This window comes from Sphingomonas sp. PEI4, from assembly GCF_056679955.1.
Genome location: NZ_CM155258.1, coordinates 2,855,519 through 2,873,996, shown reverse-complemented (window position 1 = coordinate 2,873,996; position 18,478 = coordinate 2,855,519). Strand labels below are relative to the sequence as shown.

The 18,478-nt window shown below is 64.5% G+C and carries 12 protein-coding genes; 5 read left to right on the top strand and 7 right to left on the bottom strand.

Translation table 11 applies throughout. From position 1 onward, the window contains the following. The first annotated feature begins 131 nt into the window (after window positions 1–131). Window positions 132–437: a TfoX/Sxy family protein gene (locus AC1MLZ_RS13335; protein ID WP_480958891.1), complete on the top strand. Its 306-nt coding sequence runs from the start codon at window positions 132–134 to the stop codon at window positions 435–437. 198 nt (window positions 438–635) lie between these two features. Here the strand turns inward: AC1MLZ_RS13335 and AC1MLZ_RS13330 are convergent, their stop codons facing one another. Then, window positions 636–1,067 carry an Rrf2 family transcriptional regulator gene (locus tag AC1MLZ_RS13330; RefSeq protein ID WP_480958890.1) on the bottom strand — a complete coding sequence of 144 codons (432 nt, stop codon included), beginning with the start codon at window positions 1,065–1,067 and terminating at the stop codon, window positions 636–638. 86 nt (window positions 1,068–1,153) lie between these two features. On the opposite strand from AC1MLZ_RS13330, the gene AC1MLZ_RS13325 reads away from it, so the two are divergent. Next, window positions 1,154–1,933, top strand: coding sequence for a class I SAM-dependent methyltransferase (locus tag AC1MLZ_RS13325; RefSeq protein ID WP_480958889.1), 780 nt, complete (start codon window positions 1,154–1,156; stop codon window positions 1,931–1,933). Between the two features lie 498 nt (window positions 1,934–2,431). Beyond that, window positions 2,432–4,897 (top strand): HWE histidine kinase domain-containing protein, encoded by a 2,466-nt coding sequence (locus AC1MLZ_RS13320; RefSeq protein WP_480958888.1) that lies wholly within the window; start codon window positions 2,432–2,434, stop codon window positions 4,895–4,897. 108 nt (window positions 4,898–5,005) lie between these two features. Here AC1MLZ_RS13320 and AC1MLZ_RS13315 read toward each other — a convergent pair whose 3' ends face one another. Next, on the bottom strand, window positions 5,006–5,431 hold the full coding sequence (locus tag AC1MLZ_RS13315) for a hypothetical protein (protein WP_480958887.1): 426 nt from the start codon (window positions 5,429–5,431) through the stop codon (window positions 5,006–5,008). Window positions 5,432–5,796: 365 nt separating this feature from the next. Between AC1MLZ_RS13315 and AC1MLZ_RS13310 the strand changes: the two genes are divergently transcribed. Next, window positions 5,797–8,244 carry an alpha/beta hydrolase family protein gene (locus AC1MLZ_RS13310; protein WP_480958886.1) on the top strand — a complete coding sequence of 816 codons (2,448 nt, stop codon included), beginning with the start codon at window positions 5,797–5,799 and terminating at the stop codon, window positions 8,242–8,244. A gap of 173 nt (window positions 8,245–8,417) precedes the next feature. Here AC1MLZ_RS13310 and AC1MLZ_RS13305 read toward each other — a convergent pair whose 3' ends face one another. Then, window positions 8,418–9,710: a LytR/AlgR family response regulator transcription factor gene (locus tag AC1MLZ_RS13305; RefSeq protein WP_480958885.1), complete on the bottom strand. Its 1,293-nt coding sequence runs from the start codon at window positions 9,708–9,710 to the stop codon at window positions 8,418–8,420. A gap of 322 nt (window positions 9,711–10,032) precedes the next feature. Between AC1MLZ_RS13305 and AC1MLZ_RS13300 the strand changes: the two genes are divergently transcribed. Then, window positions 10,033–11,271: an acetamidase/formamidase family protein gene (locus AC1MLZ_RS13300; RefSeq protein ID WP_480961554.1), complete on the top strand. Its 1,239-nt coding sequence runs from the start codon at window positions 10,033–10,035 to the stop codon at window positions 11,269–11,271. Window positions 11,272–11,544: 273 nt separating this feature from the next. Here AC1MLZ_RS13300 and AC1MLZ_RS13295 read toward each other — a convergent pair whose 3' ends face one another. From AC1MLZ_RS13295 to AC1MLZ_RS13280, 4 genes are all read right to left on the bottom strand, one after another. Next, a complete protein-coding gene (locus AC1MLZ_RS13295; protein ID WP_480958884.1) occupies window positions 11,545–13,938 on the bottom strand; it encodes an ABC transporter permease in 2,394 nt (797 codons plus the stop codon). 10 nt (window positions 13,939–13,948) lie between these two features. Then, window positions 13,949–16,366 carry an ABC transporter permease gene (locus tag AC1MLZ_RS13290; RefSeq protein WP_480958883.1) on the bottom strand — a complete coding sequence of 806 codons (2,418 nt, stop codon included), beginning with the start codon at window positions 16,364–16,366 and terminating at the stop codon, window positions 13,949–13,951. A 114-nt stretch (window positions 16,367–16,480) separates the two neighbouring features. Next, the gene (locus AC1MLZ_RS13285) at window positions 16,481–17,161 is read right to left on the bottom strand and encodes an ABC transporter ATP-binding protein (RefSeq protein WP_480958882.1); all 681 of its coding nucleotides are present in this window, start codon (window positions 17,159–17,161) and stop codon (window positions 16,481–16,483) included. 8 nt (window positions 17,162–17,169) lie between these two features. Then, on the bottom strand, window positions 17,170–18,465 hold the full coding sequence (locus tag AC1MLZ_RS13280; protein ID WP_480958881.1) for an efflux RND transporter periplasmic adaptor subunit: 1,296 nt from the start codon (window positions 18,463–18,465) through the stop codon (window positions 17,170–17,172). Window positions 18,466–18,478 lie beyond the last annotated feature (13 nt).

Sequence of the window (18,478 nt, the reverse complement as noted above, 5' to 3'; positions counted from 1 at the left end):
TGCCAGCCTCCCGTGACTGGCCGCTCTTTCATTGCGGTCGGCGCCGCAGGCGATATTCGGATCAGTGCCCATGGCGAGCGCTCGTCTGTTAGGGGCGATGGTATGGCAACGCAGCAACGCACATCGGCTACTTGCTCGAACAGGCGACGTGCGCCGGCGCGGTGTCTGCCAAGTCGATGCTTGGTAAGTATGGCGTCTTCGTCGACGGCAATATGATCGGCTCGATCTGCGACGATCAGCTCTGCGTGAAGCGGACGGCACCGGATCGCCTCCATGTCGAGCCGGTGTCGGAGACGCCGCCCTATCCAGAGGCCAGGCGGCACATGCTAATCGAGCCCGTTCGGTGTGACGATGCCGAGTGGCGTGGCGACCTGCTGCGCGTCACAGCGGCGGCGCTGCCGATACCCAGGCCCCGGAAACCGAAGCGAAGCACGTAAGCGCTCGCTTCGTATGGTTATTTACCAGTTTGTCAGCCTGATACCGCTACGAGGATAGCTCGCGGGAAGACCCATAGTCGACATCCAGGGCGCTTTCCCGCTACCCCGAAAGCAGACACTGGTTCAGGTTCGGAATACACTCTGGATTAGCACGACGCTGACACTGGGCCGGAGGAACTTCGCTTTGCGAGTAGCACCCTAAGAGCGCGGGGCACACTGCGCGTCGAAGCCGCGCGCCAGTTCAGCGAGGCTGACCGCCCCAAGCCGCGCGACGAGCAACGCCTCCGCTTCTCGAAGGGCATCCTCCACCGCTGCGTTGACGACCTGCTCGACCGCACAGTCGGCATTCGGATGCTCGTTGCCAATTGCGAATAGCCGAGGCCCGCCGACCGCGCGGTGTACATCGAGCAACGATACCCGCTCCAGGTCCGCCGCAATCACCCAGCCGCCGCCATGCCCCTTTTCGGATCGCACGTATCCCGCGTCGCGCAAGCCAGCCATCGTGCGGCGAACCACAACAGGGTTCGTATCCAGCATTCCCGCGATGACGTCGGAGGTCATGGGGCTATCATGCCGTGCCATGTGGAGCAGCACGTGGAGCATTCGCGAAAGGCGGCTATCGGTGCGCACGGCATAATCCTTCGCACGTCGGAGGGGATTGGCAAGCATGTCGTATCACGATACTTATGAAGTTACGTGATTCGTGGAGGTTCAAGATGTCTGAGTTCGCCAAGCGTGATCATTGGGACACGGCCGCTCAGCATTACGAGAAGACTGCCCATCCCTTCACCGTTCGCTTTGCAGAAGCAGCGCTCGCGCGGGTCTCGCTGACGCCCCATAGCCGCGTTCTCGATGTCGCGGCCGGCACTGGCGCGCTGGCGTTGAGCGCGGCGCGAAGCGGTGCACAGGTGCTCGCTACCGACTTTTCGCCCGGCATGGTCGCACGCATTGCGGCAGCGAACGCGCCCAATGTCGACGCCCGCGTGATGGACGGACAGGCGCTGGACCTAGACGACGGTAGTTTCGATGCTGTCTTTTCCATCTTCGGGGTCATCATGTTCCCCGATTGGCGAAAAGGGCTCGCCGAAATGGCCCGGGTGACGCGCCTTGGCGGATATGGCGTGGTTGCGACCTGGCAGGACCGCGGTGCCGCGACGTTCCTGCTGCTGGGGCAGATCCGTCGCAAGCTATTCCCCGAACGTGAGGGCATGACAATGCCCGAGGCGGTGCAGGCGCTCAGCGAGCCAGCGGATTTCGCGCGCGAACTGGTAGCGGCTGGCTACCAGTGCCCGCGAATCGAGTACGTCACCCACGATTACACGCTTGATGTCGCCGCGCTCGCTGAACCTGACACGCTATTTGGGATGTCCCCCGACTGGACGAGCTTGAGCGATGCGGAGAAGGCAGCGGTGGTTACCGAGGTACACAATATGGCGGGCGAGCGCACGATCCTGCCGATCCCATCAACTGCGCTGATTGCAATCGCTCAGCGCTGAGCTGACAAAACACGAGCCGCTCTTCGCAAGCCGGCGGCAGCCGCGACCCAATAGCAGACGCTCAATTGGTCCGAAGCCCACGCAGACATCGGACGTTCGTTCAGCTTTATGCGCCATCACCGGAGGCAGCGCGACTTTGGGCTCCCGTCAGTCGATCGGCAGGTTCACCTTGAGTGTACCTTGAGAAGACGAGCCTGGTTTTACCGGTTTATCTAAACCCAGACAGCTTCCGGTTAGCGACATTGGCCGGTCGCTATCACCGCATTGCAGGTAGCCGCATCCCCCTTCGGGTAGCCCCTCGATTTTAAATATTACCGTCGATTAAAATAGCGTGCTTTACCTTTGTAGTGCAGTACGTTGGTGCTGTTCGCCGATGCAGCGCTTTCCTCGAATATTGGTGTTTGAGGAGATTACGTGCCCAATCTCGATTTTGCACCTCCCACGGCGTCCGCAGCTGATCTCACCAGTTGCGATCGAGAGCAAATCCAGCACATCAATTTGATCCAGTCATTTGGATTTCTGCTTGCGATTTCAGGCGACTGGACGATTTCGCACGTATCCGCGAACATTGATCATTTTCTCTGCCTGCCCCTGAATGCAGTGCTCGGTGCGCGATTGCAGGACGTCATCCGGAGCGAGGCCGTCCACGCTATCCGCAACCGGCTGTCGATCTTGATCGGCCCGGACGGTGTCGAGCGAAGCTTTGGCGTCCAGCTTCTGGACGACGGTCGATACTATGATCTCGCGATCCACCGATCGCAGGACCTGATCATCGTCGAGGCCGAACCAAGCGCTACGCCAAGTGATCTGAACGCCGGGGCGATGGTCCGCTCGATGCTCGCGCGCATCAAGGGACAGGCCGATTTCCTTCCCGAAGCTGCACGACTCATGCAAGCACTTACCGGCTTCGACCGGGTGATGATCTATCGGTTCCATCCTGACGGATCGGGCGAAGTGGTGGCAGAACGCGCACGCAACGGGCTCGAGCCATTCCTGGGCCTGCGCTATCCGGCCGGTGATATTCCAAAACAGGCGCGCGCATTATTGGTGCGCAATCCGGTCCGAATCCTCGTCGAGGTAGATGCCCAGCCCAGTCCGCTCATTGCTTTGGATGGATCTGCAGCGGGCCCCATCGACCTGTCCATGAGCACGCTGCGTACGCATTCCGCGATGCACATCGAATTCCTTCAGAACATGGGCGTGGGCGCGACGATGACGGTGTCGCTGGTGCGCGACGGCTCGCTATGGGGACTGATCTCGTGTCACCACCGCGGCCGGCGCCACGTCGGGTTCGAGCAGCGGACTACCGCCGAACTCTTTGGCGAAGTCCTGTCGCTGCTCATCGAAAAGCGCGAGCGAGCCGAGATCGAATCATATGAAATGCACGCTCGCGATCTTCGCCGGCAGTTGATTGCAACGGTGGTCGAGCGAGGGGCGGCGAAGCGTACCGTCGCGCATCTCGCTGCCGATGTCGCCGACCTCATCCCGTGTGACGGGTTCGCGATCTATGTCGATGGGGTGGTGACCTTGAAAGGCGATACCCCCACCGTCTCGGAATGCACGAGCTTACGCCCTTTCCTGGAAGACCGCGCTGCTGACCGGATATTTGCCACCGCGGAGCTAGGGCGGGTGTATCCGCCGGCCCAAGATTTCGTCGACCGGGCGGCCGGGCTCCTCGTCCTTCCCCTCTCGCGCCTGACACAGGATTATCTGGTCTTCTTCCGGCACGAGACGGCGCATGCCGTCACCTGGGCCGGCCGCCCTGACAAACTGCACGAAGTAGGTCCGGACGGACCGCGTCTCTCTCCACGCAAGAGCTTCACCGCATGGCGCGAGATCGTTCGCGGCAAGTCGACGATCTGGACGACGGCCGAGCTCGCCGCCGCGGAGATGATGCGCGTCACACTGCTCGAGATCGTGCTGCAAAACGCGGGCATGTCGGCAACGGAGGGTCGGGCGACGACGCAGAAGCAGGAATTGCTGATAGCGGAACTCAACCACCGCGTGCGCAACATCCTTGGGCTGATCCGTGGCCTGGTGGCGCAAAGCCGGTTGAGCGCGCAGGACGTCGATACCTTCGCCTCAATACTGGGCGACCGCATCCATGCGTTGGCGCGGGCACACGACCAGATTACCGCCAAGAACTGGGGGCCAGGCTCGCTCGCCGCGCTGATCGCGACCGAGGCGGGCGCCTTTCTCGGCGACGATGCCACACGGATTTCCTTTACCGGGCCTCCGACGCTGCTGCAGCCGCAAGCCTTTTCGACTGTCGCACTCGTCATTCACGAACTCATGACCAACGCTGCCAAGCACGGCGCACTTGCCTGTGCAAAGGGCAATGTCGCGATTACCTGGGATCTTCTGCCAGAAGGAGATCTTGTCCTCCGCTGGACCGAAACTGGCGGCAACGAAGTCGCAGCGCCGACGCGGCGCGGTTTCGGATCGACGATCATCGAGCGGTCAATCCCGCACGAACTCGGCGGGGAAGCGAGCCTCGACTACGCGCCAACCGGGCTGCGCGCGCGTTTCGTCGTACCGGCAACCCTCATCCGGGAGGGCGACGACACGCCACCTGCCCTACCCATCAGCCTACGGGAGAAGATCGCGCAATCCTGGATCGCGGGCGTCGCGCTGCTGGTTGAGGACAACATGATCATTGCCCTCGAGGCGGAACAGCTGTTGATCGACCTGGGCGCCGAAAGCGTACTCGTGGCCAGCAGCGTGGAGGAGGCTTTGCGCCTGTTGGAATCGGAAACACCGGGCTTCGCGCTTCTCGACATCAACCTTGGCACCGAGACGAGTTGGCCGATCGCCGAACGCTTGCGCCAGCTCGGCGTCCGCTTTATTTTTGCGTCCGGTTATGGCGACACGATCGATTTCCCCATCGAGCACCGTCAAGTCCCGGTCGCGACCAAGCCGTATTCGAAGACATCAATCGGTGCGCTGATATCTGCAAGTGATTGATATCGGCGAGGCGATAGCCAAGCCGATTGCAGAAACAGCAAGCAATCGCTCAGACTCAGCTGCGGTCGTTCGGGCAGCTCCACCCACATGCCATCTCCGGACGCCGGTTCATTCGGATTGAGCAGGATCGTCATCGAGCGTAGCAACCCCCATCATCGGATGCATCACGAAGGTCCAGCCGTCGCCGCCGACAATCATAAGGCGCAGCGATTGGCGATCTGCGGTGCCAAGCAGCGATGCCGCTCCTGACGAAGCAGGCAATGTGACCGTCCTGCCATCCTGAAGAATGCCGGTTGCCCAGCCACGCCGTCCATTTCGGATCTCGTTGGCAAGGCGCTCGAGCGCCGTCTCAAGCGCTGTGCGCGCACGAGTTCCTGTAACCCATGCGTAGCCACCCGGCCCCAATTCCGGCGGTGTTACTAAGGCTTGGCTGGGGACTGGAGATCGCTGTTTAACGAGACGGCGAGAATTTTCCTTTGCGTGATCGAGAGGACGCACACCCTCCATACTCATCATGCGTGCAAACTCATCCATCGCTGGTCCCTCAATGGCAACGCCCGGAGCGCATGGGTTCGGCCACGGGATCCTAAATTAGTGGAAGAACAGCCTAGGCACCGAACTGGGAATGAAATGCTGGCCGTGGGGTGAAAATACAAGACCAGCCAGTCAAGCCGCCATCGGCGGCCGCATCTGCGGTCGCCGAAATGCCGACGCTGGGAGGACGGGCAGCCTTCTCGACTTTCGACGCTCGTTCATGTTGGGGCTGAAGAGATCCCAAGGCTCTGATCGACAACTTGCCCCACGACGAAACTCACGTAAGCTCCGGCCTTTCGACTTATTGTCAACGCCTCATGAACCCTCGCACCAGACGACCTGACGATAGAGACAAAGGAATTCGAATGCGCGCCGGTGCCTGCCTGATTGCCCTGCTCCTCACCACCACCGCCTTCGCTCAGGCGCCCGGCGGCAGCGCCTATCATCGCGCGCCCGATGCGATCGCCAAGGCGCTGGAGACACCGCCCACCCCCGGCGTCGCCGTCAGTCCCGATCACCGCACGCTCGCCATCCTGGGGCGCGAGAATTTGCCGTCGATCGCCAATCTGTCGAAACCGATCCTGCGGCTGGGCGGCTACCGCATCGATCCCGCCACCAACGGTCAGGCCGAGGTCCGCGTGCAATGGCTGAACGCGCTCAGCTTCAAGGACGTGGGCTCCGGGCAGACCGTCGCGGTCAAGCTACCCGCCGGCTTGCGCTTCGCCGCGCCCGATTGGTCGCCCGACGGCACCCGCCTCGCCTTCTACGTGCAAGGAACCGACGGCCTGTCGCTGTGGATCGCCGAGCGCGACGGCAGCGCCCGCGCCGTCGCTCAAGGGCTGAACGGCACGTTCGGCACGCCCTTCGCCTGGATGCCGGATAGCAAGGCGCTGGTCGCCAATACCGTGCCCACCGGTCGCGGCGCGGCGCCCGTCGCGAGCAGCACCCCGGCCGGCCCGGTGATCCAGGAAAGCGCCGGCCGCACCTCGGCGGCGCGGACCTATGAGGATCTACTCGGCGATGCGCATGACGAAGCGCTCTTCGATCATTACTTCACCGGGCAGTTGGTCCGGATCGATCTCACAGGCGCTGCGCAGCCGATTGGAACGCTGGGTCTGATCACCGATTTCAGCGTCTCCCCGGACGGTCGCTACCTGCTGACTGAGCGGCTCAAGCGGCCTTATTCCTATCTGCTGCCCGCCAGTTTCTTCCCGACCGAGATCGCCGTGTCGACGATCGGCGGCCAACCGGTGAAGACACTGGTCGATCGCCCGCTCGCCGACGATTTGCCGGTCGATTTCGACGCCACCGTCAAGGGTCCACGCGAGGCGATGTGGCGGTCCGATGCGCCAGCGACGCTCGTCTGGGCCGAGGCACTCGACGGCGGCAATCCGCGCGCAAAAATTGCGTTCCACGACAAGGTGATGATGCAAGCCGCGCCGTTCGATGCGGCGCCGGTCGAACTCGCCCAGACCCCGGCCCGCTATGCAGAAACCCTTTGGGGCGATGATGGCTTTGCGATGGTGATCGACCGCGAATGGCGCACGCGCACCGAGCATCGTCTGGCCGTTGCGCCATCGCGACCGGGCCAGACGCGGATGGTATCGACGCTCAACTATCAGGATCAATATGGCGATCCCGGCGAACCGATGGTCGAAGACAACGCCGCCGGCAAGCCGGTGATGCGCTTCACGCCAGCGCATGACGGCGTGTACGTCACCGGCGACGGCGCAACCAAGGCGGGGGCGTTCCCCTTCCTGGCGACCATGCCAGTCGCCGGCGGCGAACAGACGCGGCTGTGGACGGCCAAGGCGCCCTATTACGAAACGGTCGTCGCATTGCTTGACGAGCGCGGCCAGCGCATCCTGACGCGGCGCGAGAGCGCGAAGCTTGCGCCCAATTACATGATCCGCGGCGTAAAGGGCGGCAGCGCCAAGGCCGTCACCGCCTTCGCCGATCCCGCCCCGCTCTTTGCCGGCGTCACGCAGCGCACGATCACCTATCCCCGCGCCGACGGACTGCCGCTGTCGGGCTCGCTGTATCTGCCCGCCGGGTATGACGCGAAACGCGACGGGCCACTGCCGACGTTGCTATGGGCGTATCCGGCGGAGTTCACCGACGCGAAGGTCGCCGGGCAGACGGTCGACCAGGGCAACCGGTTCGTCCGCCCACGCGGTATCAGCCACTTGTTCCTGCTCACGCAAGGCTATGCGATCCTCGACAACCCGTCGATGCCGATCATCGGCGAAGGCGGCGTGGAAGCCAACGACACCTACGTCAAACAGTTGCAGCAGGATGCGCAGGCCGCAGTCGACGCGGTGGTCAAACTGGGTGTCGGCGACCGCAGCCGCATGGCGGTTGGCGGGCACAGCTACGGCGCGTTCATGACCGCCAATCTGCTCGCGCATACCGATCTGTTCCGCGCCGGCATCGCGCGGTCGGGCGCCTACAACCGCACGCTGACGCCGTTCGGCTTCCAGGCCGAACAACGCACCTATTGGCAGGCGACGCCGACCTATACGGAAATGAGCCCGTTCACCTACGCCGACCGGATAAAGGCACCGATCCTGCTGATCCATGGCGGCGCGGACGACAATAGCGGCACTTTCCCGATCCAGTCCGAGCGCATGTACGCGGCGCTGAAGGGCAATGGCGCGACGGTACGCTACGTCGTCCTGCCCAACGAGCCGCACGGCTATCGCGCGCTGGAATCGACCGAGGAAACGTTGTGGCAGATGACGGACTGGCTGGACCGCTACGTTAAACCGAAACAGACTGGATCGACGGTGGCAGCGATAGCCCCGAGAAAGTGATCGAGGTGCCGGTTATGGCCCGGAAGGGGGTAAAGCATTTGATTGGCAAAGGCCGTCTATAGGGCCTTCGTATCTACCTGCCGTGACTGGCGTCGGCGATGGCAGTCGGCCGGCTGCTTCAGCGAGCTAGGCGGTCGATAGTGCGGCCGCCGCGACGCCGTTTTCCCAAAAGATCAAAAATTGGAAATTGCCTCGACTGAGCTATCCTCGATAAATGCGCGTAAATTGGCCGCATAAGTGCGCCCGACTGGCAAGGTTGCTCCGCTGGAGAGTCTCACTGCGCGACCACCCGGCCCAGGCTGGGTGCCAGACATATGTCGTACATTGATGGCGTGGCTGCGATGGATACGCATGAAACCGGTCGGCAGAAGCGCCAAGACGGTTTTGAGCGTCATCGTCACCATGATCTCCCGTCCATCAGCCAGATGGAGGGTACAGTAATCGTCATCCGCTTTCAGAAAAACGATCTGCGAAGGAAGTATGATGTGGTGGCGCGCGCCATCGCGCAGGGTGACGGTCGGCTCACCGGCAGGCACAGGAGTGTCGTTCGCCTGAACCGGTCGCAGCACCGCTATCATACCGAGCGCGATGGCGGCGCCAGCAGCCGTCACGTAATAGACGGTATCGAGAAAGTTCGGGCCGGCGCGGCAGGCCCATATGGCGAGCAATATGGCCGCAACGAGTAGCATCGCGGCCCTGCGATCCCGCCTCATCGTTGCCGGTGCCACTACTGCCGCGATGGCAAGCAGCGCGACAACGAGCACAGCCAGTGCCTGACGATCGAGGCCGGGCAGGATCAGGAAAGGAACCGCCATCGCCACCGCTGCGCCGCTGCTTACCATCCGAGTCCGGGAGGGCAGGAAGACGCGGCAGGTCAGCGCGACAAGAAGCAGGCCCACGACTGCTGTCAGCCCAGCAAGTACCGTCAGGCGCGCGAGATGCCACGGGTAGGCATAGGGGATCGCGATCTTGCTGACCTCGATCAGCCCCTGCACGACGACCAGAACTAGAATCGTCATGGCGGGCAGGACCGATCTGCCGATCCGTCCGAGGACCAGGAAGACTCCCAGCAAGAGGAGCGCGCACGCAGGCACCACGAGCGTCATCAACGTAGGCAGGTAATGTCGCAGTGTGTACGCCTCGGCATCACGCGGCGTACCTATGCTCAGCCGGTGGATCGGCCGACCGACCGGAAACCAGCGATGATGCGCTGACAGGAGAATCGTCACGTGGTTGTTACCCGGACGGACGAGGCGTGGAGGTACGGGTATGCTGGCGGTATAAAGGCCCGGTGTCTCCGACGCCCGGTCTGCGCCCGGTACGCCGTTGCGGCCGATCAGGGATCCGTTCCAGAGGACCTCGGTGCTCGCCATCGCATCGATATCGACCGACAGCGGCGCATTGGTCTCGTCCGGCGAGATGGACACGACCGTAGACAGCGTCGTGACCGGCATCGTCAGCGTCATATGCTCGGGCACGACGGGATGGCATAGCGAGGGCCGGCCGGGATCGCATTGCTTCCATCGCGGGTCAGGCATCGCCCAGACTGGCAGGGCGACGCACAGGGCCAGAAGCAGGCAAAGGATACGACACGCCATCATCTCGCCAGGCTACCACGGAAGCGGCGGTCGTTCACCGATCAGCCCCGTCATTCACCGATCGATGGTTTTCTCGCGGGAGCATCGGACGGTAACTCGAGCCGCTGGCCCATCCTTGCGAGTATCCTTCACCATGTCTGCATTCCGCCTTGTCGCCCTAATTCTATCTGCCTCCGTTTCAATCCTGGTCGTGCCTTTGGCGGCCGCTGAAACCTGGATCGTCCGCACCGACCTTTGGGGCAATCCCGCCTTTTCGACACTCACGCTGGAGCGCGGCGACAAGGGTGTGACCGGCGACATCGATGGCGACAGGATCGAGGGGCGCTTGACCCGCGACCGGATGGCATTGACCGCCACCGACGGACAGGGCCGCGTATCGTCCTATGCGGTGCGACTGCGGGGGAGCGAGCTTACCGGCACGGCCGACATGCCGGACACCAACGATCCCGCCGCTAGGGCGTCGCATGCGGTCTCGGGATGGCGCGTACCTGACGGCAGCGGCGGACCGCGCACGATCGATTTCATCCCGACCGACTATTCCAACACCTGGAACGCCGATCGTCGCCCGGTCCTCGTCGTGCGGCCGGGTGACACGATCCACACCACCACGATCGACGCCGGTGGCGTGGACGAGCGTGGCAATACGCGCGCGCTGTTCGGCAATCCGCAGACCGGGCCGTTTTTCATCGCGGGCGCGCAGCCCGGCGACACGCTGGTCGTGCATATCCGCCGGCTGAAGCTCAATCGCGACTGGGCCGACAGCCTTGATATGGTGGTCGGGCGCGCATTGGGCACGTCGCTGGTTCCGGAAGCGGGGAAGCTGGGCAGGCCGGTGAAGTGGCTGCTCGACCGTGAGGTCGGTCGCGCCCGCCCTGAAAAGGCCGAGGGCGCACTTGCCGGCTATTCGGTGCCGGTCAAGCCGATGCTCGGCGGCTTGGCGGTCGCGCCCGGGTTCGGGATGCCAGCGATCTCGACCGGCGATACCGGACGGTTCGGCGGCAATATGGATTTCAACGAGGTCGTGGAGGGCAATACAGTCTACCTGCCCGTTCAGCAGCCAGGCGCATTGCTCTATTTCGGCGATGCGCACGCGCTTCAGGGCGATGGTGAGACGACGCAATATGCGCTCGAAACCTCGATGGACGTGACCGTCACGGTCGATGTCATCAAGGGCCGCGCGGTGTCCATGCCGCGCGTCGAGTCGCCAACGCAGATCATGGTGCTGGGGCAGGCAGGCTCGCTCGACGAGGCACTCAAGTTCGCCAGCACCGGCATGATCCAGTGGCTGCGGGAGGACTACGGCTTGACGCTATCGCAGGCGGCTCAGGTTCTCGGCACGGCAATGCACTACAGCGTTCCCAACCTGGCCGGGCGCAGCGTGGGGGTCGCCGCGCGCATCGAGAAGGCGCTGTTGCCGGCGAGGCGCTGATCAATCGACTCCTCGCGAGAGAATGGCAGTAAGAATGGCGCCTTCCCCATTTGGTAACAGGCGGCGCAACCCATCGCGCTGACGAGCAAGGTCGAGCTCGCTTCCTAAAACCTGTTCCCGTCTACTCCTTCCCGAAGCGTCCTCCCGCAGGTCGAGAACTGAGCCTTAGCAACCCGGCCACTTGAACCTGGCTAAGACCCAAAAGCACTCACGGTCGTTGCACAATTTGGCATGCGTTAGCGTTCCCGGCCTGAACCATACCTGATTCATCTCCTAGGACTGACGAAGCGCGCGCGCAGGTTCGGCCCGGGCGACGCGCCATGCCTGGCTGGCAACCGTCGCTGCGGCAATGACGAGCGCGAGCGCGCTGGCGGCGACGAAATAGACCGGCGACAGGTTGATCCGGTCGTCGAACCCGCCCAGCCAGTGCGACATCGCGAACCACGCGATCGGCCACGCGATCACGTTCGCAAGGAGGACCGGCTTGAGAAACTGAACCAGCAGCAGCCGCATCACGTCGCGGGTAGAGGCGCCCAGCACCTTGCGGATCCCGATCTCGTGGACCCGCCGCATGGTGTCGAACGCCGCCAAGCCATAAAGCCCCAGGCACCCGATCGCGACCGCCAGCACCGCGCCGGTCGTGAACAGCCGCGACCGCTGAACGTCCTGGCGATAAAAGGAATCGTACAGTTTCTGGTCGACCGTGATTGCGCCCGACGGCACATTCGGAGCGAGGCGACGCCATACCGATTCGACCTGCGCCAGCATCGTCGCGACGTCGCTATTGGTGCGAATGACGAGGACCGGGGCTGTGCCGCCATCCGCTCGATAGCTGTACGAGACGGCATTCAGCGGCTCGCGCGGAGTAGCGAAACGCATGTCGCCGACGACGCCGATGATCCGCGCCGTCCGGTCGCCCTGTGCGATGACCTGTCCGACGGCGGCGGCGGGGGTTGCAAAGCCCAGACGCTGGATCGCCGTGCGGTTGAGGATGACATTGTGGTCGCGCGTCTTCGTGCCCTTATCGTCCTGCTCCTCATCGATCGCGAAGCGGCGTGGGTCAAATCGGCGACCGGCGAGCAGCGCGACGCCATAGGTTTCGAAAAACCGCTCGCCGACGGTCGCCTGGAGGATCATCGGCGGTTCGTCGGTCGCACCGGCACGGTGCATGGCGCTGATCGAATAGCTGCCACCAGTGGGTGCGATTCCGCTGGTCGTGGTGGCTACAACCCCTGAAGTGGTGCGGATTGCAGTGGCAAGCGCTGTGCGTTGCACGCGATCAACGGCCGCGGCACCATATCCCGGCACCATGATCAAACCGTGGCGCGAGAAACCGATATCGGCGTTCTGGACGTGCCGCGTCTGCGCGACGAGTATTCCGGTGCCGATCATCAGTGCGATCGCGATCGCGAACTGAAAAATGACCAGCATCTTACGTAACCGCGCGCCCGGACGATCGCCGCCTGGCGTTCGCGCCGACGCCAGCACGCCCGCGGGTTGAAAGCGCGAAATCACGAAGGCGGGATGGAACCCGGCAAGAACCGACACCGTCACGATCAACAGCGCGAGTGGGACCAATATCGAGTCCGATCCCCAGTAGACGATCGCCAGGGTGGTGCCGCCGGTGGCGTTCACAAAAGGCAGCGCGACTTCAGCGAGCGCCAACCCGATCAGCGTTGCCAAGGTCACCGCAATCAACGCCTCGCCAAGCAACTGCACGACGAGTGCTCCACGGGTCGCGCCGACGACCTTGCGCAGCGCAATCTCACGCGCGCGTAGCGCGGCGCGCGCGGTTGCGAGATTGATGTAGTTGATCACCGCAAGCAGCAGCGCGACGGTGCCTACCGTGCCGAGTACGGTAACCACTGTCCCCACGGTGTCCGCAGCAAGATGTACGCCGGCCAGCGGCACGATGCCGGTCTTGGCTATATCAACCATGCCGACCGGAAAATCAGGATCGGGGTGGCGTTTGACGAACGCCGCCAGGTCGCGCGCTACGCGTGCGGCGGCGGCATCGTCGGGAAACGACAAGAAAGTCCGGAACCCCTTGCCGCGCTGTGCCGTCGCATCGGCCGGAATGGGCGTGAACAGGTCGCTAGCGTAGGATATGTTGCCCGGCAGCGGCCGCAATACGGCTCCCACCCGGTACAGATGGGGCGCACCATCGAACAGGACGGTCAGCGTTCGCCCGATCGAGGAGCCGTGGCCGAAATACGTCTGCGCGGCGGCGGTGGTTATGACGATGCCATCGGGTCGCGCGAGCGCGGCAACCGGATCGCCTTCGACCGACGGAAACGGGAAGAGCTGGAAGTAGGCCGGGTCGACCTGTCCCATCGTTTGCGCAACGCTGACCGTACCGTTCTGAACCGCGACGTCGTACTGGAGCAACCGCGCACCCGTCGTGCCAGGATAGTCGGCCTTCATCTGGGCCAACATCGGCGGCAGCGAGGGAATCTCGACCTTCGGATTGCCGGGAAACTGGAGCGTGCGCTCGATCATCCAGACGCGCTCCCATCCCGACAGCACGCGGTCGTATCCCGTCTCGAAGCGGACGAAGAGGAAGAGGAACAGCACCAGGAACACGGCGATCCCGAGCGCGAGCCCGCCGATGTTGAGGATCGCGTAGAGGCGATGCCGGGTGAGCGAGCGATACAGCGTCAGAAACATCGATCGGCCCCTATTCGTGGCGCAGCGCGCGCGCGGGCTCGGCGCGGGCGACACGCCACGCTTGGCCGAAGACAGTGGCACTCGCGATCAGCATCGCGGCGAGCGAGGCGCCGACGAAGAACATCGGCGACAGCGAGATCCGGTCGTCGAACCCGCCGAGCCAGCGCTGCATCGCGACATAGGCGAGCGGCCACGCGACGAGGTTGGCGAGGATCACCGGCCGCAGGAACTGCCCGATCAACAGCCGCAGCACCTCGGCGGTCGAGGCGCCGAGCGTCTTGCGGATACCGATTTCCTTGACGCGCCGCGCGGTGTCGAACGCCGCCAGGCCGTAGAGCCCGATGCAGCCGATCAGGATCGCTAGCACCGCACCGATCGTGAACAGCCGCGAGCGTTGCGCATCGGCCTTGTAATAGCGCTGGTACAGATTGTCCTCGACCGAGCGCGCCTCGAACGGAACGCCCGGCACGACGCGCTTCCACGCCGCCTCGAGCGCCGCCATCATCGTCTTCGCGTCGGCTCCGGCATAGCGGACCGCTGCGAACGGCGAGAGGATGTCGACCGTGTTGTAGGTGTAGGCGACCGGCGTGACGGGGTCGCGCGGGCTCCTGAAGCGCAGATCGTCGACCACGCCGATGATCGTCGAGTCCCGCTCGCCGTCGTTGATCGCCTGTCCCAATGCCGCCGTCGGCGACGCGAAGCCCAGCGCGGTCACCGCCGTCCGGTTGATCACCACGTTGGGCCCTGCCCGCTTGCGTTCGGCGGGCGTCAACAGGCCGCGGTCGTCGGCATGCGCGGCGTCGAACAGGCGGCCCGCCACGAGACGCGCGCCGTACACGCGGAAATAGTCGCGACCGGTACCGACATCCATCAAGGATATCTTGCCGCCGGACGCTCCTGCGCGGCCGTACCCCGAGAAATTGGTCGTGCTCTGGTCGCCCGGCGCGTTGTTGGCGACCGTGACGCCGGTGACGCCCGGTACCGACGCGAGGCTGCGCAGGATCGCGGCGCGCTGGGGTGAATCGATCCCGCCATTCATCAGCGATCGCACGATCATCAAACCATCACGGCGAAAACCGAGGTCGGCGTCACGGATATGCTCGGTCTGCTTGAGCATGACCCCGGTCGCGATGGCGAACGCGATCGCGATCGCGAACTGCACGACGACCAGCGCGCTGCGCAGCCGGGTGCCGCTGCGCCCACCACCGGGCGCCCGCGTCGACGCGAGCACCGCGGCCGGGCGGAACCCCGACAGCACGAACGCGGGATACAGCCCCGCGACCAAAGCGATGCTCAGGACCAGCAGGACCAGCGGCAGGACCACGCCGTTCCATCCGACGTAGCGGATCGCCAGCGTCGTCCCGCCGAGCGCGTTGATGAACGGCAGCGCGATCTCGGCGAGCGCGAGACCGATCAGCGCCGCCACCGCGACGGTCGCGAGCGCCTCGCCCAGAAACTGGCGCACGAGCGACCACCGGGTCCCCCCCAGCACCTTGCGCATCGCCACTTCGCGCGCGCGCAGCCCGGCACGGGCAGTGGCCAGATTGACGTAGTTCACGATCGCGATCAGCAACGTCAGCAGCCCGACCGCACCCAATGTCGTGACGATCGCGCGATCACCCGGACTATACAGATGCATCGCGGTCAGCGGCCGCAGCGACTGGAAATACTCGCCTTTCTTCAAATTTCCGCCGGCATAGGCGTGGCGATCGAGGAACGCCGGCAATTGCGCCTCGAACGCCCGCGCGGCGGCGGCATCGGGGAACCGCAGCAGCGTGGTAAGTGATGCGCTGCCCCAGTGATCCCACCGTTCGTTGCCGAACCGCGTCCGTGCCAGTTGCGCGAACATCTCGCTCTTGATCGTGACGTCGTCGGGCATGTCGCGCAGCACCGCGCCGACCCTGTAGGGATAGGTCGTCCCATCGATCGACAGTTGCAGCGTCCGGCCGACCGCCGACTGGCTTCCGAAATATTTCCGCGCGGTCTTCTGCGTGACCACCAGGCCGTTCGGATCGGCAAGCGTTGCCGCAGGATCGCCCTCGACCGCGGAAAAGCGCATGAGATCAAAGAAATTCGGATCGACCGTGGCCAGATCCTCGGCCGTCGCCTGCCCGCCCTGCTGCACGGTCGCGGCCGTGTTTGAATATCGCGTGCCGACCAGTTGCGGGTAGTCCGCCTGCAGGATCTTGAGTTCGTTGCCCATCGTGTTCGGGCTGGTGTCGGCCGGATAGCCTGGCATCACATACCGCTCCTCGATCACCCACAACCGATCCTGTAGCGGCAGCACGCGGTCGTACCCGGTCTCGAACCGAACGAAGAGGAACAGGACGAGGAACGTCGCGATCCCCAGCGCGAGCCCGCCGATGTTGAGGAGCGCGAACAACCGGTGGTGAGCGAGCGAGCGATAGAGACTGGTGAGCGCGGACATGGCGGTTCCTTCAGGCGTCGCTAACGGGCTTGGGGCCGGGCTTGGTCGCGGCGAGATGGCGGACGAGGACCATCACGAGCAGCATCAGCACGATCATCTGGAGCGAGCGGCGCATCATGCCGCCCGCCGTGCCGACGACAGGATCCGGCCGTCGAGCATATGCACCGTCCGCTTGGCGATATCGGCGTGCGACGGGCTGTGCGTGACCATCACGATCGTCGCGCCTTCCGCATTGAGCTGGCCGAGGATGTCCATCACCTGCGCGCCGTTCTCGGTATCCAGATTGCCGGTCGGCTCGTCCGCGAGGATCAGCCGAGGCTCCCCGACGATCGCCCGCGCGATCGCCGCGCGCTGTTGCTGACCGCCCGACAATTGATGCGGGTGATGCCGCTGGCGATGCGCGATGCCGACCCGGTCCATCGCTGCCGCCACGCGCTCCTTCTTCTCGCGCGCGGGCATCGTGCGATAGGCGAGCCCCAACGCGACGTTCTCGGCGATCGTCAGTTCGTCGATCAGGTTGAAGCTCTGGAACACGAAGCCCAGCCGGTCGCGACGCAGCTTGGCGAGCTCGGCTTCGGGCGCGCGCGCGATGTCGGCGCCCTCGAAAAGGTATCGACCCTCGGTCGGCCGGTCGATCGTGCCGATGATGTTGAGCAGCGTCGACTTGCCGCAGCCCGACGGTCCCATGATCGCGACGAATTCGCCCGCCTCGACGGCGAGGTCGATGCCGCCGAGCGCGGTCGTCTCGATCTCGTCCGAGGCATAGGTGCGGCTGAGGTCCTGTAGCTGGATCATATCGAATCCTATCGGATGAGGAGGGTCTGGAAGGGGGTGTAGGTGCCGAGCGCGGTCGTCACGATCCGCTCGCCGGGGGCGAGGCCGGAGACGATCTCGACCTGATCGGGATTGCGGCGGCCGGTGACGATTGCGCGCCTGACGGCCTTCGCGCCGCTATCGCCGGGGCCATCGAGTACGAACGCCGTGGTGCCGCCGGCATCGAGCCAGCCCCCTGACGGTGCCACGATCGCAGGCCGGTCCGCGCCGAGCACGAGCCGCACGTCGAGTGTCTGGCCGCGGTTCAGCCCCGCGGGCACGGTACCGCGAAAACCGAGTTCGACGCGAAACCGGCCCTGGGTGACCTGCGGCAGGATCTTGATGACCGACATCGGATAGCTGCGCCCATCGATATCCGCCATCGCCGCCAACCCGGACCGAACGCGGCCGAGATAGAATTGATCGACATCCGCGGTCAGCTTCCACTGTCCTTCGGAGTCGATCTGGCCGACCGGATCGCCAGCCTTGAGCGTCTGCCCGGGCTGGAGCGCGAAGGCGGTGAGCCGCCCCGCGACGGGCGCGCGCAGCACCAGTGCGGACAGGCTCGCCCGGACCATCGCGAGGCTCTCGCGCAACTGTTGTGCGGTCGCGGCGATCCCCGATGACTGGTCGGCGAGCGTCGCCCCTGCCTCGGCAGTCCCACGATCGAGCGCAGACACACGCGCCTGCTGATAGCCGACATCCTCGCGCACCGGATCGATCGCGGCACGCGTGATGATGCCCTTGTCGTACAGCACCTGCTTCTGCGCGAGCAGAGTGCGCGCCTTGGACAGCGCGTTGCGGGCCTCGGCCAGATCGCGCGCGCCATCCAGCCGCGTATTCTGGACCGACAGCCGCTGACCGCTGATCGCGCTCAACTGCCCGACGATCTCGGCGGAACGGCTGGCGACGTCGAGTTCAAGCGACGGATTGGACAAACGAGCGAGCGGGGTGCCGGCCGCGACCATCGCGCCGTCGCTCGCGGCCAGTTCCGCGACCTGCCCGCCCGAGATCGCGGTCACGAACACGGTGCGCAAGGGTGCGACCTCCGCGCGGAGCGGCACGAAGTCACGGAACGGTGCGCGCACGACATTGCCGGTACGGATCGCGGCGGCATCAACCGTCAGCGCATTGGCGCCGGGCATCAGCAGCCACAGCAGCACCGCCGCAGCCACCGCCACGAGCGCAAGCGCACCGCGCACGATCCGCTTGCGCCGCTTGGCGTGCGGCCGCTCGATACGCCGGTCCATCGCGGCGCCCGTTCCTGGCAGGGTCGTCTCTGTCATGCGGACAGTGTAC